The organism is Flavobacterium tructae, assembly GCF_002217475.1.
GTDB classification, from domain to species: domain Bacteria; phylum Bacteroidota; class Bacteroidia; order Flavobacteriales; family Flavobacteriaceae; genus Flavobacterium; species Flavobacterium tructae.
In genome coordinates, this window is the sequence record NZ_MUHH01000032.1 from 75,337 (window position 1) to 97,695 (window position 22,359).

Sequence of the window (22,359 nt, forward strand, 5' to 3'; positions counted from 1 at the left end):
CTCAAGACCTCTAATTATTTGCATTTTTCCCTTTTAAGGTTAATATAATTTTCGCTAATATTTTACATATTTCCTCTGCTTCCTTATGAATGCTTTCGAATTCAACTGCAGAAATATAATCCGTTGCTTTCAAGAGTTTCAACCAATAAATTGTTTCTCTTGCTTCTTTATATGAGATTTCCAGTTTAAACAGAAACTCCTTATCAGAACGTCCCCCGATTGACTCTTCGATGTTGGCTCCTATAGAATTCCCACATCTTAGAATCTGCTTACTCAAAACAAACTCTTTCTTTTCGGCCGTCAGATATTTATATAAATTGATAATTCTAACCGCGAAAAGAAAGGATTTATCCTGAATAATATTTTCTTTCATTTCTAAGAACTTTTAATTTTTAATTCTCAATTTTTAATTCAAAACTATCTTAGTTTTAAAGTAACGATTGACAATATGGCTAACATTACAGCAACAATCCAGAAACGGGTCACAATCTTACTTTCATGATATCCTTTTTTCTGATAATGATGATGCAGCGGTGACATCAGGAAAATTCTTCGTCCCTCTCCGAAACGCTTTTTCGTATATTTAAAATAAGTGACCTGAATAATTACGGAAGCACTTTCGGCAAGGAAAATTCCGCAGAATAGAACAATCAATATCTCTTTACGAACAGCAATGGCTAAAACCGCTATAATTCCACCAATAGTCAAACTTCCTGTATCTCCCATAAATACAGAAGCGGGAAATGAATTGTACCAAAGAAATCCAATTAAAGCTCCCACAAATGCGGATATAAACACGGTCATTTCTCCCGAATTGGGGATGTACATTATATTGAGATAGTTTGAGAAAATAATATTCCCGGAAACGAATGTAAATATCCCAAGTGCGAGTACCGAAACCGCTGAAGTTCCAGCCGCGAGTCCATCAATACCATCCGTTAAATTAGCTCCGTTTGAAACTGCTGTGATGATAAAAATAACCACCGGAATAAAAACCAGCCAGGCCCATTTTTCATATCCTTCACCTGTCCAGGCTAAAATTTCAGCATAATCAAATTCATTATTTTTCACAAAAGGAATTGTCGTTGCAGTAGATTTTTCTTCTACCGGTGCCGGCAAAACTATCGTTGAATTGTTTGTAGCTGTTTTAAAAACATCAGTTCTGCCTGTATCGGTTCGAACAGTTACCGCAGGATTAAAATACAAAACAGATCCTACAATGATTCCAAGACCAACCTGTCCGATCACTTTAAAAATTCCTTTAAGTCCTTGTTTGTCCTTTTTGAATATTTTGATATAATCGTCCACAAAACCAATACTCCCCATCCAAAGCGTCGTTACAATAAGCAATACGATATAGATATTATGCAAACGAGCGAATAACAAAACCGGTACTAGCGTTGCAAAAATGATAATCAGTCCTCCCATTGTTGGAGTTCCTGCTTTTTCATTCTGACCTGCAAGACCTAACTCACGAACGGTTTCACCAACTTGCTGATTGCGTAAAAAGTTTATAATTCTTTTTCCGTAAATCGTTGACAAAAGCAACGAAAGCATAAATGCCAAAGCCGATCTGAAAGTGATGTACTGAAAAACTCCCGTTCCCGGTACATCTAATGTTTTGTCTAAATATTCAAATAAATAGTATAGCATATATCTTTGTTTATTTGGTTAATCGTTGATTTGTTTATTCGTTTATTCTTGATTTAATAATTATTCGATTAAACGAATAATCAATTCACCGGTTAAACTTTTATTTTCCTAATTGTTCTAAAATTTCCTTTACCGTTTCCATATCATCAAAATGATGACGTACCCCGTTTATCTCCTGATACGTTTCATGTCCTTTCCCTGCAATTAGTATAATATCATTGGGCTGGGCCAACTGACAAGCTGTTTTAATCGCTTGTTTTCTATCTGAAATTCTCAATATTTTTTTATAATTGTGAGCTTCAACGCCTTTCTCCATTTCATCTAAAATCACTTCAGGATCTTCATTTCTTGGATTATCTGAGGTTAAAATGGCCTTATCACTTAAATCTGTAGCAATTTTTGCCATTATAGGCCTCTTGGTTTTATCTCTGTTTCCACCGCAACCAACAACTGTTAACAGCTGCTCGTTTTTGGTACGGATATCATTAATCGTTTTTAAAACATTATCTAAAGCATCCGGAGTATGTGCATAATCAACTATTGCTGTAATGTTTCCTTCTGAAACGATATACTGAAAACGCCCCGAAACACTTTCTAAATCAGACAGTAAGCGCAACGCTTCAAGACTATCCATTCCTAACTCTACAGCCGTTCCGTAAATTGCCAAAACATTGTAAGCATTAAACGTTCCGATTAGCTTTACCCAAACTTCATTGTCATTAACTTTCAATAACAAACCCGACAACTGACTCTCCAGAATCTGTGCTTTAAAGTCGGCATAGGTTTTTAAAGCGTAGGTAAACTTTCTGGCTACTGTATTTTGCAGCATTACCGATCCGTTTTTATCATCGATGTTAGACAAAACGAAAGCTGTTTTCGGCAAAGAATCAAAAAACGATTTTTTCACATCTCTGTATTCCGCAAAAGTTGGGTGATAATCTAAATGGTCGTGTGACAAATTCGTGAAAATTCCTCCAACAAAATGCAGTGCCTCTGTTCGTTTTTGGTGAATTCCGTGTGAACTCACTTCCATAAAACAATGCGTAACACCCGCTTCGATCATTTCGTTCAAATAATAATTAATAGTAATCGAATCCGGAGTGGTATGTGTTGCAGGAAATTCAGTTTCATCGACCATGATTTTTACGGTTGACAATAAACCAACTTTAAAACCTGCTTTTTGAAACAACTGAAACAACAATGATGCAATGGTAGTCTTTCCGTTTGTACCGGTAACTCCAACCAATTTTAACTTTTCGGATGGATTTCCGAAGTAATTGGCCGCCATAAAAGCCAGAGCCGCATTAGTATCTTTTACTTTTATGTAGGTTATTCCTTTTTCAATATTTTCAGGCAACGTATCGCAAATAATCGCAATTGCACCTAATTTGATTGCTTTTTCAATATAATCATGACCATCTGAAAGTGATCCGCGAATAGCCACGAAAACATCATTTGCCTCAATTTTTCTCGAGTCAAAATCAATTTTATGTATATCGATTTCCGTTGAACCTATTACAGACTCAATCGCTACTTTATATAATATGTCTTTCAGTATTTTCACGATAATTCTAATACTATGATTGTGTTTTTACTAATATTTTGTCCGGGCTGAATAGATTGTTTTTTAACCTTTCCTACTCCGATAACTCTCACTTTTAAATCAAGGTTTTCTAACAATGCTACTGCATCCATACCCGGCATACCTTTTAAATTAGGAACCTGATTTATTTTTTTATTGGCTTCTGCCGTATATTTATTATAACTGTCATCTTGTTTTGGAATTCTTGAATCCAGTTTTTTTATTCTATTGGTTGATGGCGCATCTGTAAATATTTTTTGAGCGATTCTTTTAAAAACCGGCCCGGCAACATCTGCTCCATAATAATTGTTTTTTGATGTATTAGGCTTATGCACTACTACTATACAAGAATATTTAGGATGTTCAGCCGGAAAATACCCCACAAAGGAAGAAGCATAATACAAACCTGATTTTCCTTCTTTCCCTCCATAATTCACCTGCGCTGTTCCGGTTTTTCCTGCCATCGAAAAATCTTTCGAATACAGCTTGGAACCTGTTCCTTTTTTAACCACATTGAGCAATACTGCTCTTACTTTGTCAATGGTTTCCTGCGAACATATTTTCGGATTGATCACTTCTACCTCAAACTTATTAATCGTTTTGTTCCATTCTTTAATTTCCGAAACAAACTGTGGCTTAACCATCACTCCATTGTTTGCAACGGCATTATAAAGCGCCAGCGTTTGCATTGGCGTAACCGAAACTCCGTAACCAAAAGCCATCCACGGAAGTGAAACTCCTGACCAATGTTTGTCTCCGGGTTGTGGAATATACGGCCTTCCTTCTCCTTTAAAATGCAATCCTAATGTTTTATTTAATCCGTACGAATTAATATGATTTACAAACTTTGACGGATTGCTTTTGTAATTGTCATAAACCGCCTGAACCATTACGGTATTAGACGAAAGTTCAAATCCTCTAGCCAGCGAAATTTTCCCGTAACCACCTCTGTGCGAATCACGAACAGCACGTCCGTAATACCTCATTTCTCCTCCGTGACTGTCAAAAACGGTACTTGTATCGGCTACTTTATCTTCTAAAATTGCCATTAAATCGACCAATTTAAATGTCGATCCCGGCTCATGAGACTCGGCTATAGCGTAATTTGTAGTTTCATAGTACGATCCGTCTTCTGATCTTCCCAGATTTGAAATCGCTTTTACATGCCCCGTTTCGGTCTCCATCACCACCACACAACCGTGATCAGCTTCGTAATCTTCCAATTGTTTTAATAAAGCATGATGTGCAATATCCTGAATAAAAACATCAATGGTCGAAATCACATCATAACCGTCTACAGGATCTACTTCATTTAAATCCCGAATAGGCTTCCATTGTCCTTTTGCAATTTTTTGCTTTAAAATTTTTCCGTCTTTCCCGTTCAGATAACTTTTATAAGCCCATTCGATTCCTTTACCAACTTCGACTCCGGTTGCAGGGTCAATTCGGTCATAACCAATGGTTCGTTCTGCAATTTTACCTATCGGATGTTTTCTAACAGTTTCCTGTTCAACAATTATTCCTCCTTTAAAAGCGCCTAGATTGAACAAAGGAAAACCTTTAATTTTTACATATTCGGTATAACTCAAATTGCGGGCAATCAGATAATAACGATTTTTATTGGCTCTGGCTTTTCTTAATTCCTGCTGATAATAACCTGCCGGTCTGTCTAAAACGGTAGCCAATGAATCGGATAATGCCTTTACGTATTTTTCAAAAGTTTCCGTTTTCGGCGCTTTAGCATCAAAACGAATTTCATAATTAGGAATCGATGTAGCCAATAAACTTCCATCAGCCGAATAGATATTTCCTTTGTTTGCCGGAATTACAAAATTTCTAACAGTACGTTGTTTCGCCAATTTTCTGTAATAATCTCCTTCTACCCATTGAATATTGGTTAACTTAACAACAATAGCAATTGCCATCACAAAGATGAAAACTGCTACGAGGTAAATTCTGTAGGATATATGTTTATCTTCTACTGCCATATTCTTTTAAAGAAACTTTTTTCTTCTTCTTTTTTTACTTCTATTTTAATCGGAGGAACTGTGGATGGAAAAATTTTCTTCTCCAGCATTTTATCCGATATCGTCGATTCCATTTTTAACTTCATTAACTCTGAACGGCGGTCTACAAATTCAGATCGCAATTCTTTTACTTCATTGTTCAGTTTTGCGATTTCAAAAACCTTCTGTTCGTAACGCTGTGTATTGGCGATCATCAAAATGGCAAGCAGAATAATAAAAACAATGAAACGCCAGTTTTTTACTGCATCATCGTTGATCAGAAACCTTGCTTTTAATATATCAAATACACCACTTTTCATTTTTTCTACCTATATATTATAGTAATCTGTTTAATTGTTGAATCGTTGAGTCGTTTATTGTTTTACTTTCAAAGCCACAACTCACATTTTACATCTCACAAACTATATCTTCTCAGCAATTCTTAATTTAGCACTTCTTGCTCTGTTGTTGATTTTAATCTCAGCCTCATCCGGCACAATCAGTTTTCCTATCGTTTTAAACGGAACTGAAAAGTTTCCGTAAAAATCTCTTTCAGGCTCTCCTTCAAACATTCCGTTTTTGATGAATCTTTTTACCAGTCTGTCTTCTAAAGAATGATAAGAGATTACAGAAAATCTTCCACCCGGATTTAAAATTTCTAACGACTGCTCAATAAACTCTTTTAAAACATCCATTTCCTGATTCACTTCAATTCTAATCGCCTGATAAATCTGAGCCAATATCTTGTTTCTAACTCTTTCCGGTAAATATTTTGCCAGAACTTCTTTCAGTTCATCTGTCGTTTTGATTGGATAACCTTGTCTTGCTTCTACAATTGTTCTTGCTAAAACCGGTGCGTTCTTCAACTCCCCATAATCAAAAAAAACACGACGTAAATCCTGTTCTTCATATTCGTTAACCACCCGATAAGCATTTAAATCATTTTTCTGACTCATCCGCATATCCAGTCCGGCATCAAATCTGGTTGAGAAACCTCTCTCCGGAACGTCAAACTGATGTGATGAAACACCCAGGTCAGCTAAAATTCCATCTACACTTTTAACACCATGAAAACGCAAAAACCTTTTTATGAATCTGAAATTCTCATTAATTAAGGTAAACCGTTCGTCCGGCAATGCATTTGCAAGCGCATCTTCGTCCTGATCAAAAGCAAATAATTTTCCGTTTGGCCCTAATCGTCTCAAAATTTCTTTTGAATGCCCCCCACCGCCAAACGTAACATCTACATAAATGCCATCAGGTTTAATATCTAAACCATCAACTGTAGGATGAAGCAAAACCGGATTATGATATTCCATTGTCGTCGTCATTAATATTTCCCATTACTTCTTCGGCTAAATCTGCAAAATCCATATCTTCGCCGCTTATTGATTTTTCATATAAATCCTTATCCCAAATCTCCACAATATTAACCGCAGATGAAAAAACCACATCTTTAGAAATACCCGAAAAGGTCACCAAATCTTTCGGAACCAGTAATCGTCCCAATGCATCAATCTCTACCACTTTCACACCTGCAGTAAATCTTCGAATGAAATCATTGTTCTTTTTCACAAAGCGATTCAGCTTGTTGATTTTTTGCATCATCAGATCCCACTCGCTCATTGGATACAATTCTAAACACTGTTGAAAAACCGAACGCTTCAAAACAAATCCGTCCTGAAGAGAGGAAGTCAATTGCTTTTTCAAAGGCGCAGGCAACATCAGCCTCCCTTTAGCATCGACTTTACACTCATATGTTCCAACAATTGTGTTCAAGAAAATTCATTAATATGTTATAGGACAAAAATATAAAAAATATTACCACATTTTACCACAATGTACCACTTTGTTAATAAGTTTAACCACTTACGCCCCACTTTGCATAACCGATAGAATATCAATACATTAACTTATTATTAACGAATTATCAATAACACTAATCATTCGAAAAAATTACGCGCTATTTTTCTTAAAAATTTAGCTATTCTGCCGATTTCTTAACATTTAAAAAACCCACAAAAAACACCACTTCTCTCTGATTTTTAATCACTTAGAAATTATACTAAAATTATCTAGTTAAAAAACGACAGCAAAAATCCTTTTTTATTTATTAAACCCTATATTTGTCCAAATTGAAATTGGCATTAAATTAAATGGACAAACACTACAAAAAAGAAGGCAAATACAGCTATTATGAAGCTGGAGAAGGAACTCCTATCGTTATTTTACATGGCTTAATGGGAGGCCTTAGTAACTTTGATGCTGTAGCCGAATATTTTCCAACAAAAGGATACAAAGTTGTGATCCCGGATTTGCCAATCTATACTCAAAGCATTTTAAAAACAAACGTAAAAAGCTTTGCCAAGTATGTAAAAGACTTTATCACATTTAAAGGATTTGATCAGGTTATACTACTAGGTAACTCTTTAGGCGGCCACATTGCACTGTACCACACAAAGCTATATCCTGAAAAAGTTGCCGGACTGGTAATCACAGGAAGTTCAGGACTTTACGAAAGCGCAATGGGTGACAGCTACCCAAAAAGAGGCGATTACGAATACATCAAAAAGAAAGCTGAAGATGTTTTTTACGATCCTGCAATTGCTACACCGGAGCTTATTGACGAAGTGTACGCGACCGTTAATGACCGTATCAAACTCATCAAAACTTTGACAATTGCCAAAAGTGCTATTCGTCATAATATGGCCAAAGATTTACCAAAGATGACTACAGAAACCTGTATCATCTGGGGTAAAAATGATGCCGTTACTCCCCCAAATGTTGCCGAAGAATTTGATAAATTATTGCCTAATTCAACTTTGTACTGGATAGACAAATGTGGACACGCTGCTATGATGGAGCATCCTCAGGAATTCAACAAAATCCTGGAAGAATGGCTCGTTAAAAAGAATTTATAGCATCTAACTTTCGACTTTTAGGAGGTTTTAAAAACAAAAAACATGAAAATTAATACCGCCGAATTCATTGTAAGTAATTCTGAAGTATCAAAATGCCCGAAGGATTTTTTACCGGAATATGCTTTTATCGGAAGATCAAACGTAGGTAAATCCTCTTTGATCAACATGCTTACTAATCATAAGAATTTAGCCAAAACATCAGGGCGCCCTGGAAAAACACAGTTAATCAATCATTTTAAGATTAATAACAATTGGTTTCTAGTCGATTTACCAGGTTATGGTTATGCTAAAGTATCTAAGAAAACCAAATCAGTTTTCCAGCAATTCATCACGGATTATTTTGAAACCCGAGAGCAATTAGTTTGCGCTTTTGTTTTAATTGACATTCGCCATGAAGCACAAAAAATTGACATTGAATTTATGTCATACATGGGAGAAAGCGAAATACCGTTTTGCATCATTTTCACCAAAGCGGATAAAATCAGTAAAGTAAAAATCGATTCTCACGTCGCAGCTTACAAAAAACAAATGTTTGCCAATAACTGGTCTGAAATGCCTCAATATTTTGTAACTTCCTCTACTGAAGCTACAGGAAAAGAAGACCTTTTAGCCTATATTGATGAAGTAAATCAGGAGGTTTTTAAAAATAACTCAGAATTTTAAATTCCAATAAAAGGATACAAAAAAAATAAAAAATCCCAAATTCCAAGTTTTGCTATTGGAATTTGGGATTTTTTATATTGGAATTTTAACTACTATTTCGTCAACTCCAGTTTTTCTGCAAAATAATCACAAAAGTCTTTCATGGTATCTGACATTTTCTCATCGTCAGTGGCACGTTTAAAAGTATCCGCCATAGCCACCAAAGTCTGGTGAAAGAAAATTTTCATTTCGTCTACCGGCATATCTTTGGTCCACAAATCAATACGCATACTTTCTTTCGCTTTACTGTCCCAAATTGACAGCATAATTGCTTTTGCTTCTTCTGCTTCTACTCCACCGTCCTTTGCCGTCCATGATAATCTTTCCGGAACACGGTTTTCGTCTAATTCTATATTGAATTTAATTTCTGATTTTATTGTATTTGACATTATTTCTTAGGTTTATATTTTGACTTTTCAAAGATTACCTTTGCTTCTGTTTTTAATAATTCCGGCAAAGTTACGTTATTATTCTTCATATACGAGCGTACAATTTGCCATCCTAACCAGGCCCCTATTCTTCCCGGAGAATCGTTGTCAATTTCTAAGTAGAATTTAGAAAACGGAGCAGGCACTATAAATCGGGTAGTTAATTTCGGATCATCACTGTACAGCATTTCGCTTTCAATAAAATAGCGCCACATATAGGCTTCATTTTCCTGACTCCATTTTATTTGTTCAGGTGTATAACCTATTTTTTCAGCATCGGTATAATTGGGCAACAACAAATCTTTAGCATACAATTGTTTCCCTTCAAAAATCATTTGGGAAACTAAGTTTTTATCCGGAAATGCCGGGATATTTCGATAAGCGAAACTCGAAACCACGTCGGGCATAATTTGCTTCTCTTCAAAATTTTGTTTTAGATAATTTGGGAATTCATAAAATTTATGATCTTTCCCCAAATACAATTCCAATGCTACAATTACCAGAGTGTCTGCATATATAGCCTTGGCATTATAATCCATTTCCCCAATTACAGTGATAACTTTTGGCGTTTTCGTTTTAGGGAAGTAATATTTTACATGCTGAAAAAGCGCATTGAATTCTTCACGTACAGACTCAAAATTACTGTATTTTTTCTGAACCTCGGTATAAACTTCTTTCCAGATCGGATCCTGCATTTTCTTAAGCCAGACATTATCATCATTTCCTGCCGGAAAAAAGAAAGGATACTGTTTTTTTACTTTAGCCAAATCCTCCGGTTTGGTCTCAAAAAACACCTTATCAAAACGCTCTACTTTAATGTCTACCGGAATTTCTTCTACTGCTTTTTCGACTTTGGTTTTCTGGTCACAAGACAAAAAAAACAAGCACAGAACCACTGCTAAGCGATATATTTTCATTTTATTTTAATTAGATTTGTGTAGCTCATATTTTAAACAAACTATGCTTAAAAATATTTGTGCAAATATACATCCCTGCATCTTAAATCTTGAACTATTATGGCTAAAAAAAGCACTATTCAGACAGAAAAAGTAAACGCCCACATTGTAGAGTGGTTAAAAAATTATGCAACCCGAGCAAAAGTTAATGGTTTTGTAATTGGTATTTCAGGCGGAGTTGACTCTGCAGTGACTTCTACCCTGTGTGCACAAACCGGCTTAACCGTTTTATGTGTTGAAATGCCAATTCATCAGGCTGCTAATCAGGTTTCAAGAGGAAGAGAACATATTGAGCAGCTAAAGAAACGTTTTCCAAATGTTTCAAGCGTAGAAACGGATTTAACCGCCACTTTTGAAGCTTTCAAAAGCGCTGTACCACAAACGAATGATGAAGCAAAAGTAAATTTATCACTAGCCAATACACGTGCCCGTTTAAGAATGACTTCTTTATATTATTTAGCAGGAATTCATGGCTTGCTTGTAGCCGGAACAGGAAACAAAGTAGAAGATTTTGGAGTAGGATTTTACACTAAATATGGAGACGGAGGTGTCGATTTAAGTCCAATTGCCGACTTAATGAAATCAGATGTATATGCTTTAGGGGCATTTTTAACAATTCCGGAGTCAATTTTAAGCGCAGCACCTACAGATGGATTATTTGGCGATAATCGCACCGATGAGGATCAATTAGGCGCCAGTTATGACGAACTTGAATGGGCAATGCTAGCTTCGGAGTCAGGAAATACGGGGGCTGACTTTAGTGAGAGAGAGAAAATTGTCTTCGAAATTTATAAACGTTTAAACACCAGCAACAAGCACAAAATGGATCCAATTCCAGTCTGCATTATACCAAAAACGTTAAAATAATACTTTTTAACATTTGTCTGCAATTAATTACAGAATTTATTTATTAATTTTACAGTTCCAAAAACATGAACAATTCTAAAAAAGGTAAAAATTATGATTAAAGTATGTCTTGCAGACAATCATCCTGTGACTCACTTTGGCGTTAAGTCTTATTTTAAAGACCACGATCAAATTTCAATTGTTGCCAACGTAGGCAATTTTTCAATGGTTAGAGATATCCTTCAGACGAAAGAAATCGATATCCTGATTCTAGACCTAGAACTGGAAGGACTTTCAAGTATCTTCGAAGTAAAATCCATCCTGAAGAATTTCCCAAAAACAAAAATTGTAATTTTTAGTGACCTCGCTGAACAAATGTATGCTCCAAATGCTATTAAAGCAGGAGTTTCCGGTTATGTACACAAAACAGAAAAACTTGAGACTTTAGGTATTTCTATTATTAAGGTACACGAAGGAAAAATTATCATCAACGAAACCGTACGTAAAAACATGGCTCTTATTGCTAAACAAAGCAAAAGCGAGCGTTTGTACAGAAAACTTTCAAATCGTGAGATCGAAGTTTTACGTTATTTAAGCGATGGTAAAAAGAACAATGAAATCTCTAAAATCTTAAACCTGAACGAAAAAACAATCAGTACTTACAAATTAAGATTATTGACTAAATTAAATGTTACTAATTTAGTTGACTTAGTAAACAAAGCTAAGACTTTAGAAATTATTTAATGGTATCGCGACATTACTCTTCCTAGTTTTTTCGCAAATGAATTAACTAATTTTGAGTAATCGACAACCATAGACAAAAGCTCTGTATTATCTGAATTATCAGGTTTTATAGAGCTTTTTAATTCATCAATGATTTTGCCTACCAAAAACCAACGCATTGACATAATCGTTTCAGTAACGTATTGTGCAATCGTTTCATGCTTCATTTTTGAAAAAATATTCTGTCCTTCCCAATCGTGAAGAGCCAATCTTTCATCTTCCATTAAAATATCTGTAACTTCCTGAGCAAAATCAGGCTGCAGGCGCATTAAATATTGTTCGAGACTGAATTTTTCATTCTGATTGTAAAACCCGATTAAGTCTGTAAAAATATCACGGAACAAATTATTAGAAAGTTCCACCTCATCTTCCTGCAAACTCAAATAAATACGCTGATAAACTTTATAATTTTTCATTTCAGAGACCATTATTACTTCGCCCTCTTCATTCGTTTTTAAAAGTACATCTTCAAACTCCTCCGTTTTATCACCATAAAGCAATAAAATCTCAATTACTTTTCGTTCTAAACGGTATAAAATATCAACTTTCTCTGCCGGCTCTTGTGCATACGATGGCTCTCCCGGATAATAATCCTCAGGCGGTCCTGTCCTTGGGTCTTCAGGATCGCCTCCTGAATAACCGGTCTGTTTTGCAGGCTGATTCCTGTGCACTTCAAAGGGTCTTTGCTCCTGCTTTTGCTTTTTGCCTGCTTCTGCAAGATCTTTTTGAATTAATTGCGCCAGAGTACTCACCAATACCTGCTCCGAAATATCCATGATTCGGGCACATTCCTGAGTATAAATTTCACGCTGGATACGATCCGGAATCTTCGAGATACTATTGACCATATCCCGAATTAAATCAGCCTTTTTTATAGGGTCGTTTTTCGCTTCTTTCATTAGGAGAGAGGCTTTAAACTGTATAAAATCTTTACTGTTTTCTTCTAAATAAGCAACCAGATCATCGTGCGAATTTTTTCGTGCAAAACTGTCCGGATCTTCTCCATCAGGAAAAGCACAAACTCTTACATTCATTCCTTCTTCCAAAATCAAATCGATCCCGCGAACAGAAGCACGTAATCCCGCTGCATCTCCATCAAATAAAACGGTTATATTTCTCGTTAATCGGTTGATCAGACGAATCTGGTCCGGTGTTAAAGCGGTTCCTGATGAAGCTACCACATTCTCGATTCCGGCCTGATGAAACTGAATCACATCCGTATATCCTTCCACCAAATAACAGTTGTTTTGTTTCGCAATCGCTTGTTTGGCCTGAAAAATTCCATAAAGTACTTTACTTTTATGGTAGATATCACTCTCAGGCGAGTTTAAGTATTTAGCGGCTTTTTTATCATTGGTTAGAATACGCCCTCCAAAACCCAAAACACGCCCGGACATGCTTTCTATGGGAAACATCACACGCCCCTTGAAACGGTCAAACGGACGATCTTCTCTCGGAATGGTCAAACCGGTACTTTCCAGAAACTCCAACTTGTATCCTTTACCCAGAGCTTCTTTGGTAAGAGCATCCCAGGTTTCAGGTGAATATCCTAAACTAAATTTTTTGATGGTTTCATTGGTAAAACCTCTTTCTTTAAAATATGAAAGTCCTATTGCTTTTCCTTCTTCTGAATTTAAAAGTGTTTTATTAAAATAGTCTTTCGCAAATTCCGAAACCAGATACATACTTTCACGGACATCTGTCATTGCTTTTTCAGCATCCGTCTGTTCTGTTTCTTCAATCTCTATATTGTATTTTCTGGCCAGATATCGAATGGCTTCCGGATAGGTAAACTGTGAATGTTCGATCAGAAACTTAACTGAATTACCTCCTTTTCCCGTACTAAAATCTTTCCAGATTCCTTTTGCAGGCGAAACCATGAACGATGGAGAGCGTTCATCTGAGAACGGACTTAGTCCTTTAAAGTTACTTCCGGCTCGTTTTAAATTAACAAAATCACCAATAACCTCCTCTACCCGAGCAGCATCAAAAACAGCATCAATCGTACTTTGTGAAATCAAAACGTAAAATATTTATAAAATTTGAAGGATGTAAAATTACACAAATCCCCCATGAAATTGGGCAATTTTAAATAAAAAAAAGCACCTCTTTCGAAGCGCTCTTTCCACTAACTAATCAATTGTATTCTTAATTAAAATCGAATCTTAATCCCAATGAAATGTTATTTTCTTTTACAGTATTATTCCTAAACAATGGGTTTAAATCGTATTTTAAATACAAACTCATTTCTTTATAACCAATGTAAGAACTCAATCCGTAAATAAAATTATTCACATTATAATCTCCTTTTATAGTTGTCTTATAATCCAAATCGTCCTGATCGTATTTTAGAATTTGCTTGGATTTTACATTGACTCCTGCGTAACCTCCAATTCCAAAGCGGAAACTATTATGTGTTCTAAAGTACGTTTTTCCGTTATTCACTTTTGGTCTTGAAAAATCAAACTCTAAATGAACTGGCACCGCGATGTACACATTTCTAAAACGAGATTCATCTAAATGGATTGCATTGGTTTGCAATTCTGTCTGGTTTCCATTGACTACAAAATATTTATTATCTCTCGGACGAATATTATTATACATTAAAGACAATCCATATTTAGCATGTAATAAATTATCGTTTTTCATTAATCTGGTGTTATAGGTAAATCCCCATTCGTAAAAATGCGATCCTGTAAACCTATATTTAGAATCCTGCAATTTACCATCAACCATCATATTATTCAAACCTGCCGCAAATACAAACTGCGATGTGGTTCTTCTTTCGCCGCGTATAGAATCTTTTCTTTTTTTATTATCATCCTTCCACTCTATGTCATTCCAATGAACAATCAAAGCACGTCCACTTTTATAATTTCCTTCCTTGATTTTTCCGTCCACTTTTTGCTGTACTAAATCATTTAACTCATTTTGCGCCAGTGTTACTTTTTCTTCGATAATAATCGCTCTGGCTTCTGCTAATTCTTTTTTACGCTTGTCTGCTTGTTCCTGAGTGATTGTCCCTTCAGACAACTGAACATTAATTGCTTCAATTTCTTCTTTCAAAGCTTCTTTTTCCTCTTTCGTAACTTTCTCTATTTTGTTGGCAATTTTTCTCGCTTTTGATTCAAAAGTTTCCTGTCCCATAACTTTACTGACAAATAAAAAGACAAGGATAACGAGGTGAATGGTAAAATTTTTCATGACTGTTTTTTTTTAAAAAATTTGATTGTTGATTGATGTTTTTTTCTAATTGTGAAATGTAAAATGTGAGATGTGAATGGCAAACAATTATTATTTATAATTGGGTTGAAAATTGGCACTAAAAGCCTGCCCGACTACTCTCGGAATTATTTTTTTGATCTTTAATTTTTGATTTTCTCCAACAGCACGTTCCTGATTGGAGTTAAAAACTTTATTCCTGCTGATTTCGATTGGCCAAAGCCATTTTTACCGTTTGGTAATTTTTATTGACTTTTGTAATTACCTTTTCACGAAACGACAACTCTAATTCGCCATCGACCTGTTGAAGTAAATCATTAGCATTAATTTTTACTTTTGATTTTGGCTTGACAGCATTCTCAGCAACGATTACTTTTTCAGCTGTTCCCAGCAACTGATCTACCGTTTCTTTTTCAGGATTTTTAGCCATTAAAGGCTGTGGATTGATTGATTGTTTTTCAGGATTGTTTTTGATGATGATTGAAGACTCCGCTATTGCATTGGATTTACTTGTAATGATTTTATTCGATTTTGATTCCTGATGGTTTTCTTGTTGAACTGACTTTTTAATTGTTTTTTCTTCTGAAACCACTACTGCTTCTTCAACTGCTATATTGGTATCTAAAGTTGGCTGTACAACCGAATCTTTCTTTGCATCTTCCTTAACCACTATGATGCCTTTTGGTGTTACATCTGTATTTTTCTTATGGTTAAAAAAGAAAGTTCCAACCAGTAAAAAACCAACAACACTTGCAGCAACATACATCCATTTCTTTTTCCCGGCTTGTCGTGAACTAAGAGCAATAGTTTTCTTTTCTTCAGCAACGCTCAACATGGCATCCAATCGATCCCAGGCTTTATCACTTGGTTCAATTTTACGTTGATTTAGTTTTTCACGGAAATCCTTTTCAAAATTATTCGGTTCCATTATCTTGTTTTTTTAGACTATTAATTTGTGTTTGCAGCATTTTTCTGGCATGCGATAATTGCGATTTTGATGTACCTTCGTTAATCCCTAACATCTTGGCAATTTCATTATGTTTGTATCCTTCTATGGCGTATAAGTTAAAAACCATTCTGTAACCTTCCGGTAAAGCATCAATTAAGAACTGAATCTGATCGATCGAAAACTGACTGTCAATGGCATTGAAACTCTCTTCGATATAAATTTCTTCTTCACTAAACTTTACTTTTTTATGAACTCTTAAATACGAAATACATTCATTCACCATAATCCGCCTGACCCAACCTTCAAAACTTCCTTTGTGCTCAAACCTGCTTAAATTGGTAAACACTTTCATAAAGGCAGTTATCATCACATCTTCGGCCAATTGAATGTCTTTTATATACTGTCGACAAACACTTAACATTTTTGAGGAAAACCGACTGTAAATTTGTTGTTGTGCTTGCCGATTATTCTCGACAGCCAACTTTATAATTTCGGTTTCTTCCTGATGTAAATGAATAATTTTCATTAATAAGCGGTTGGTTTTGGTTTAGTAACAGACTTCTATTAGCATAGACGCATAACGTTTTGAAATGGTTGCATGAGAATGGAAAAAAAATCAATAAAAAAATTACAAACTCCAAAAAAACACAATTAAACCATTCATTTACAACAAAGTAAATCAATTATCTAATTAACAAATTTTCTAATTATCTAATTTTAAAAAACTATTTTTTTCTTTCAATAACGTAGTTTACCATTAAAACAAGGGCATCTTTAAACTCAGAATCTGAAAAATTATCCAGTAGCAAAAGTGCTTCCTGCTGAAATTGCACCATTTTTTGTTCAGCGTAAGCCAATCCATTATTGCTTTTTACAAATGCAATAACTTCTTTGACACGTTTTTTGTCTTTATTGTGGTTTTTGATGGAGTTTATCAACCACTTTTTTTCTTGCGGGGTACAAGTATTTAAAACATGAATTAAAGGCAAAGTCATTTTTTGCTCTTTAATATCGATTCCGGTTGGTTTACCGATAGCTTCTTCGCTGTAATCAAATAAATCATCTTTGATTTGAAAAGCCATTCCGATCAGCTCGCCAAATTTTCTCATGTTTTCGACCTGAGCATCATCTTCAATTACCGATTTTGCACCAAGTGCACAACAGGCTGCAATAAGCGTTGCTGTTTTCTTTCGGATGATTTCGTAATATACTTCTTCGGTGATGTCCAGTCTTCTTGCTTTCTCAATTTGAAGCAATTCGCCTTCGCTCATTTCGCGAACGGCTACAGAAATGATTCGGAGCAAATCAAAATCACCATTATCGATAGAGAGCAAAAGCCCTTTGGACAATAAATAATCTCCAACTAAAACGGCAATCTTATTTTTCCAAAGTGCATTGATGGAGAAAAATCCACGACGGCGATTGCTATCGTCTACCACGTCATCGTGTACCAAAGTAGCGGTATGAATAAGTTCAATTACAGAAGCTCCGCGATAGGTTCTTTCGTTTACAATACCTTCAGAAACCATTTTAGCGGTCAGAAAAACAAACATCGGACGCATTTGTTTTCCTTTTCGGTTTACGATATAATAGGTAATACGATTCAATAAAGCCACCTTTGAGGTCATCGATTCATGGAACTTTTTTTCAAAAAGTTCCATCTCGTTAAAGATGGGCTGTTTTATTTGAGAAGTAATATTCATTTCGATCCCAAATATACTATTTTAAATAAAAAAATACGGTGTATTTTACATTAGTATATCAATAATTTAAATGCTTATGTAAAAAAAACGAACCGAAAACTTTCTTCTGTCTCAATTTGAATTCGTTATCAACAAAAGTGTCCGCTCTCAGGCAATGCTCTATAAAAAATGCCTTGAAGAACAAGGCATCTTTAAAAAATTATTAAACGGTTTGTTTGCAGTACGAAACTGCAAAACATTATTTATCCTTCTTTATTGGCCAATTGTCCGCAGGCAGCATCAATATCCTTTCCTCGGCTTCGGCGTACTTTTACCACTACTCCGATATTTTCCAATGCTTTTATATAAGCCAGAATTGATTCTTCTGAAGCTTGTTGAAACTCGCCATCATCAATTGGATTGTATTCAATTAAATTGACTTTACACGGAACATATTTACAAAATTTCACCAAAGCATCAATCGAAGCTTTATCGTCATTGATTCCTTTCCAGACTACATATTCGTACGAGATTTTACTTTTGGTTTTTCTGTACCAGTATTCCAAAGCTTCACGCAAATCTTTTAACGGAAAATTTTTACTGAAAGGCATGATTCTCGCACGTACTTCATCAATAGCCGAATGCAGAGAAACCGCCAGCTTGAATTTTACATCATCATCGGCCATTTTTTTTATCATCTTCGGAATTCCCGAAGTCGAAACCATAATACGTTTGGGTGACATCCCTAATCCTTCCGGCGAGGTAACCATATCAATAGCTTTGATGACGTTGTTGTAATTCATCAAAGGCTCACCCATTCCCATAAAAACAATATTCGAAAGCGGATGATTGTGATACAATCGACTCTCTTTGTCTATCGCAATAATCTGATCGTAGATTTCTCCAGGTTCCAGGTTTCGCATTCTCTTTAATCGTGAAGTAGCACAGAAATTACAATCCAGACTGCACCCTACCTGGCTTGAAACGCAGGCTGTTGTTCTGGTTTCTGTTGGAATCAATACAGACTCTACCACTAAACCATCATGCAGACGAACGGCATTTTTTACGGTTCCGTCACTGCTGCGCTGCATAGTATCTACCTTGATATGATTGATTACAAAATTTTCCTCCAGCATCGTACGAGTTGTTTTGGCGACATTGGTCATGTCTTCAAAACTGTGCGCTCCTTTGCTCCATAACCATTCGTAGACTTGATTTCCACGAAAGGCTTTGTCATTATTAGCGACAAAAAAATCGCGAAGCTGATCTTTTGTTAAGGCTCTTATATCTTTTTTCTCCATTTGCATGCTGCAAAGTTAATCACTTTTTAAAACATTTCTCAGAAAATGTATTTTCTCTCTATTATACGCTTTAAATAAAAACCTAACCATGATTTTTATCAGGTCTTTTGCTATTCGTTCGTGATAAATTTGACATAAGAAAAAGACAGTAACTCATTATCAAAAACCAATTGAACCGCAAACTGATCTTAAAATTTAACAAATACCTATACAAATGAAAACGATCCAATCTATTTTATTAGCAGCAGTACTGATGTTATCTTTACAAGTAAACTCACAAAAAAGATATAGTTTATCAAAATCAGCCTTTGAAGTTGCAGGAACTTCCAACATACACGATTGGACGATGAAATCTTCAGACGGAGTGGGAAGTGCTTTCTTAACTGTTACAGATTCGAAAATTACAGATATAAAAAACCTGACCGTTTCCTTATCAGCTGAAAGCTTAAAAAGCGGCAAAGGAAGCATGGACGATGTTGCTTATAAAGCTCTGGAAACCGATGACCATAAAAACATTAAATACGCTCTAAAATCTGCCGAAAAAGTAAACGAAAACACCTGGAATTTTACCGGAACCTATACTATAGCAGGTGTTAGCAAAGATTTTAAAACTCAGATAAGAGTAACAGCCTATAAAGACGGTACTTTTGCGCTGCAAGGCTCCAACCGAATGACTTTTAGTGATTTTGAAATGACAACGCCTTCTGCGGCACTTGGAGTTGTTAGAGCCGGAAAAGAATTAACGGTGATCTTCAACATCACTTTGACTGATTTTACAAAAAATGATAACATTTTAGTGATTAAATAACGATTTAAAAGCAACGAAATAAAAGTATGCAACAATAAATACTTTTCTATTCTAAAAATGAATAAAAAAAAATGGCTCAGCATTTCAAAACTCAAAACTTTGGCACGAGAATTGTCTTGCACTCAAAAGGAAAATAATCTTACAAAGAGCTCAATCATTTTAAAATGTGTATCTTTATTTTTCAGCTTTATAACTTTTAAATTTAATCAATCTAAAAAAATCAATTTCTTATGAAAAAACAAATCTTAAGTCTGGCTGTTATCGCTTTATTAGCATTCGCTGTTCAATCTTGCGAAAAGAAGGAACCAAAACCTGCAGAGGAAGAACTAACTCTTGGAAACAAAGTTGACTCTTTAACTACCGATATTAAAGAAGTAAAAGATAGCGCAGTAAGCAAAACTGAAAGTGCTGCTGAAGATGTAAAAGAAGCTACCAAAAAAGCAGCAGAAGATGTAAAAGACGTGACTAAAAAAGGCGCTGAAAAAGTAGAAAATGCTGCTAAAGCTGCTAAAGACGGTACGGTAAAAACAGCTAAAGAAGTTAATGAGGCTTTGAAAAAATAGTCTCTTCACTTTATGAAACTAAAACCATTCGCTACAACGAATGGTTTTTTTATACTCAAAAAAGAGCCACTATTTTTCGTATTTTTACACTCAAAATTAGAAGATACTACAAGATGCATTTTATTTCTCAAGAACTGGAAGATTATATCGAGCAACATTCTGAAAACGAACCGGAATTGTTGGCCAAACTAAATAAAGAAACATACCAAAAAATACTACTGCCAAGAATGCTTAGCGGGCATTTTCAGGGTCGTGTTTTAAGCATGCTCTCGAAATTGATTCGCCCTGTAAACATTCTCGAAATTGGAACTTATACCGGTTATGCCGCTTTGTGTCTGTGTGAGGGAATGCAGGAAAACGGGCAGCTGCACACCATTGACATCAAAGAAGAATTAGTCGATTTTCAACGTAAATATTTTGATGCATCTCCTTGGGGAAAACAAATTTTCCAACATTTAGGAGAAGCTGTTGAAATCATTCCAACTTTAGACGTCAAGTTTGATTTGGTTTTTATCGATGCCGATAAAGAAAATTACATCAATTATTGGGAAATGATTGTTCCCAAAATGAACAAAGGCGGTATTATCTTATCGGATAATGTTTTATGGAGTGGAAAAATACTGGAACCGGTTCATCCAAATGACGTTAGTACCAAAGTTCTTTTAGAATACAATTTACTCTTGAAAAACGACCCCAGAGTCGAAACGGTTTTATTACCCATTCGTGATGGATTAACGGTTAGCAGGATACTTTAAAGAGAGACTAAGATACTGAGGCGCTAAGGTTCTAAGTTTTCTCAAATAAAAACTTAGAACCTTAGAAACTCAGAACCTTTAAGCATGTTATTTGCCATTGTTTAATTGGGCTAAAGCCTTTTTCCTATTCAATTTTACCTCCAACTGAAGCTGGAGACAATTGAACAAAGTAATTAAAAACTAAACAAATAAGGTCCTAAGTTTTCTCAAATAAAAACTTAGAACCTTAGTATCTTATCCCCTCAGGACCTTCAAAAAAACCTATCCTGGGAAGTATTGTGGTTTTAACCTGCGGTATACCAAATAAAGTAATGATCCGAAAAGGGCTCCAAAGAAATAACCGGTTAAGATATCTCCCGGATAGTGCAATCCTAAGTAAATTCGGCTATAAGCAAAGATTAAAGGCCATAGGAATATAAGCCCTAAAAACTTAATACGGCGTCTTAAAACGAAATATAAAAAGGTCGCTACCGCCATAGTGTTAGCTGCATGTCCGGAGAAAAAACTAAATGATTTTCGGGTTTGCACCACTCGAATAATAGTGTTGATATCAGGATTATTACATGGTCGTAGTCGCTGAACTGTGTATTTAACCAAATTGGTAACCTGATCTGTAAAAGTGATTAGCACGGCAATAAAAAGGATCACATACAAAGTTTGTTTTCCCCCTATTTTTTTGTACATCAAATAAAAAAACAACAGAAAAAGAGGTGTCCAATTTAACTGACTGGTAATAATCAACCAAAGTTTATCGTATGTTTCAGAACCTAAACCGTTAAGGTACACCAATAAGTCGGTGTCTAATTTTTGTATTTTTTCAAGCATATTATCTTTGGCGTTTTACAGGTCCTGAGATTGAATCGATATCTTCTTTTACTTTGTCTATTTCTGCAGTAGTGTCTCCCAATAAATTAGCGGAGTCCCCCATCAGATTGCTTTTGGCGTCATTAATTTGCGCATTGATGTTACCCGTTATATCCGTAAGTGATCTGGAATCAAGACCATTGGCCTCAGCTCCTTTTTGAATTTCACTTTTAATATCATTAGTAGCATTTTTTAATTGCGCCATGGCCTTTCCCATTGTACGGGCAATTTCAGGCACTTTATCTGAACCAAAAAGCATTAGCACTATAAAAAGTATAAAAACTAATTCTCCTCCTCCTATACCAAACATATCTTTTATTTTTGTGTTCACAAAGATA

The 22,359-nt window shown here is 35.3% G+C and carries 24 protein-coding genes; 7 read left to right on the top strand and 17 right to left on the bottom strand.

What is annotated here, in order from left to right; translation table 11 throughout:
- Positions 1–10 precede the first annotated feature (10 nt).
- From B0A80_RS14715 to mraZ, 7 genes are all read right to left on the bottom strand, one after another.
- The gene (locus tag B0A80_RS14715; protein WP_089077739.1) at positions 11–373 is read right to left on the bottom strand and encodes a four helix bundle protein; all 363 of its coding nucleotides are present in this window, start codon (positions 371–373) and stop codon (positions 11–13) included.
- Between the two features lie 44 nt (positions 374–417).
- Positions 418–1,653 (bottom strand): phospho-N-acetylmuramoyl-pentapeptide-transferase, encoded by a 1,236-nt coding sequence (gene mraY, locus B0A80_RS14720; RefSeq protein ID WP_017497020.1) that lies wholly within the window; start codon positions 1,651–1,653, stop codon positions 418–420.
- A gap of 100 nt (positions 1,654–1,753) precedes the next feature.
- Complete coding sequence (locus B0A80_RS14725) at positions 1,754–3,217, bottom strand: UDP-N-acetylmuramoyl-L-alanyl-D-glutamate--2,6-diaminopimelate ligase (protein WP_089077740.1); 1,464 nt, start codon at positions 3,215–3,217, stop codon at positions 1,754–1,756.
- On the bottom strand, positions 3,214–5,223 hold the full coding sequence (locus B0A80_RS14730; protein ID WP_089077741.1) for a penicillin-binding protein: 2,010 nt from the start codon (positions 5,221–5,223) through the stop codon (positions 3,214–3,216). The genes B0A80_RS14725 and B0A80_RS14730 overlap by 4 nt, the downstream gene beginning before the upstream one ends.
- Positions 5,214–5,561, bottom strand: a complete 348-nt coding sequence (locus tag B0A80_RS14735) for an FtsL-like putative cell division protein (protein ID WP_017497023.1) — start codon at positions 5,559–5,561, stop codon at positions 5,214–5,216. Before B0A80_RS14735 ends, B0A80_RS14730 begins: the two co-directional genes overlap by 10 nt.
- A 102-nt stretch (positions 5,562–5,663) precedes the next feature.
- Positions 5,664–6,572, bottom strand: coding sequence for a 16S rRNA (cytosine(1402)-N(4))-methyltransferase RsmH (gene rsmH / locus B0A80_RS14740; RefSeq protein ID WP_208861488.1), 909 nt, complete (start codon positions 6,570–6,572; stop codon positions 5,664–5,666).
- Complete coding sequence (gene mraZ, locus B0A80_RS14745; RefSeq protein ID WP_089077742.1) at positions 6,547–7,020, bottom strand: division/cell wall cluster transcriptional repressor MraZ; 474 nt, start codon at positions 7,018–7,020, stop codon at positions 6,547–6,549. Before mraZ ends, rsmH begins: the two co-directional genes overlap by 26 nt.
- A 377-nt stretch (positions 7,021–7,397) precedes the next feature.
- Between mraZ and B0A80_RS14750 the strand changes: the two genes are divergently transcribed.
- Together B0A80_RS14750 and yihA are read left to right on the top strand one after the other, a co-directional pair.
- Entirely contained in the window at positions 7,398–8,162 is a 765-nt protein-coding gene (locus B0A80_RS14750; RefSeq protein WP_017497026.1) for an alpha/beta fold hydrolase, read from the top strand.
- Positions 8,163–8,204: 42 nt separating this feature from the next.
- A complete protein-coding gene (gene yihA, locus B0A80_RS14755; RefSeq protein ID WP_017497027.1) occupies positions 8,205–8,825 on the top strand; it encodes a ribosome biogenesis GTP-binding protein YihA/YsxC in 621 nt (206 codons plus the stop codon).
- 92 nt (positions 8,826–8,917) lie between these two features.
- Here yihA and gldC read toward each other — a convergent pair whose 3' ends face one another.
- The gene (gene gldC, locus B0A80_RS14760) at positions 8,918–9,253 is read right to left on the bottom strand and encodes a gliding motility protein GldC (RefSeq protein WP_017497028.1); all 336 of its coding nucleotides are present in this window, start codon (positions 9,251–9,253) and stop codon (positions 8,918–8,920) included.
- Positions 9,253–10,209, bottom strand: coding sequence for a gliding motility lipoprotein GldB (gene gldB, locus B0A80_RS14765; RefSeq protein ID WP_089077743.1), 957 nt, complete (start codon positions 10,207–10,209; stop codon positions 9,253–9,255). The genes gldC and gldB overlap by 1 nt, the downstream gene beginning before the upstream one ends.
- Positions 10,210–10,308: 99 nt before the next feature.
- Here gldB and nadE point away from each other — a divergent pair, with 99 nt between their 5' ends.
- Positions 10,309–11,115 (top strand): NAD(+) synthase, encoded by an 807-nt coding sequence (nadE, locus tag B0A80_RS14770; RefSeq protein WP_089077744.1) that lies wholly within the window; start codon positions 10,309–10,311, stop codon positions 11,113–11,115.
- Between the two features lie 93 nt (positions 11,116–11,208).
- The gene (locus B0A80_RS14775; protein WP_017497031.1) at positions 11,209–11,838 is read left to right on the top strand and encodes a response regulator transcription factor; all 630 of its coding nucleotides are present in this window, start codon (positions 11,209–11,211) and stop codon (positions 11,836–11,838) included.
- On the opposite strand, the gene dnaG is transcribed toward B0A80_RS14775, so the two are convergent.
- From dnaG to rlmN, 6 genes are all read right to left on the bottom strand, one after another.
- Complete coding sequence (gene dnaG / locus B0A80_RS14780) at positions 11,835–13,898, bottom strand: DNA primase (RefSeq protein ID WP_070908710.1); 2,064 nt, start codon at positions 13,896–13,898, stop codon at positions 11,835–11,837. The genes B0A80_RS14775 and dnaG overlap by 4 nt on opposite strands.
- A 127-nt stretch (positions 13,899–14,025) precedes the next feature.
- Positions 14,026–15,081 (bottom strand): hypothetical protein, encoded by a 1,056-nt coding sequence (locus B0A80_RS14785; RefSeq protein ID WP_089077745.1) that lies wholly within the window; start codon positions 15,079–15,081, stop codon positions 14,026–14,028.
- Positions 15,082–15,292: 211 nt separating this feature from the next.
- Positions 15,293–16,027: a hypothetical protein gene (locus B0A80_RS14790; RefSeq protein ID WP_089077746.1), complete on the bottom strand. Its 735-nt coding sequence runs from the start codon at positions 16,025–16,027 to the stop codon at positions 15,293–15,295.
- Positions 16,014–16,574: an RNA polymerase sigma factor gene (locus B0A80_RS14795; protein WP_017497035.1), complete on the bottom strand. Its 561-nt coding sequence runs from the start codon at positions 16,572–16,574 to the stop codon at positions 16,014–16,016. The genes B0A80_RS14790 and B0A80_RS14795 overlap by 14 nt, the downstream gene beginning before the upstream one ends.
- Before the next feature lie 199 nt (positions 16,575–16,773).
- A complete protein-coding gene (locus B0A80_RS14800; protein ID WP_017497036.1) occupies positions 16,774–17,751 on the bottom strand; it encodes a polyprenyl synthetase family protein in 978 nt (325 codons plus the stop codon).
- Positions 17,752–17,993: 242 nt separating this feature from the next.
- Positions 17,994–19,037 carry a 23S rRNA (adenine(2503)-C(2))-methyltransferase RlmN gene (gene rlmN / locus B0A80_RS14805; RefSeq protein WP_089077747.1) on the bottom strand — a complete coding sequence of 348 codons (1,044 nt, stop codon included), beginning with the start codon at positions 19,035–19,037 and terminating at the stop codon, positions 17,994–17,996.
- Between the two features lie 208 nt (positions 19,038–19,245).
- Here rlmN and B0A80_RS14810 point away from each other — a divergent pair, with 208 nt between their 5' ends.
- From B0A80_RS14810 to B0A80_RS14820, 3 genes are all read left to right on the top strand, one after another.
- Complete coding sequence (locus B0A80_RS14810; protein ID WP_089077748.1) at positions 19,246–19,839, top strand: YceI family protein; 594 nt, start codon at positions 19,246–19,248, stop codon at positions 19,837–19,839.
- 230 nt (positions 19,840–20,069) lie between these two features.
- On the top strand, positions 20,070–20,402 hold the full coding sequence (locus tag B0A80_RS14815) for a hypothetical protein (protein ID WP_089077749.1): 333 nt from the start codon (positions 20,070–20,072) through the stop codon (positions 20,400–20,402).
- Between the two features lie 113 nt (positions 20,403–20,515).
- Positions 20,516–21,157, top strand: coding sequence for an O-methyltransferase (locus B0A80_RS14820; RefSeq protein WP_017497040.1), 642 nt, complete (start codon positions 20,516–20,518; stop codon positions 21,155–21,157).
- 261 nt (positions 21,158–21,418) lie between these two features.
- On the opposite strand, the gene B0A80_RS14825 is transcribed toward B0A80_RS14820, so the two are convergent.
- Together B0A80_RS14825 and B0A80_RS14830 are read right to left on the bottom strand one after the other, a co-directional pair.
- Positions 21,419–21,982, bottom strand: coding sequence for a phosphatase PAP2 family protein (locus tag B0A80_RS14825; RefSeq protein WP_089077750.1), 564 nt, complete (start codon positions 21,980–21,982; stop codon positions 21,419–21,421).
- Position 21,983: 1 nt separating this feature from the next.
- Entirely contained in the window at positions 21,984–22,331 is a 348-nt protein-coding gene (locus B0A80_RS14830; protein ID WP_089077751.1) for a Sec-independent protein translocase subunit TatA/TatB, read from the bottom strand.
- Between the last annotated feature and the right edge of the window lie 28 nt (positions 22,332–22,359).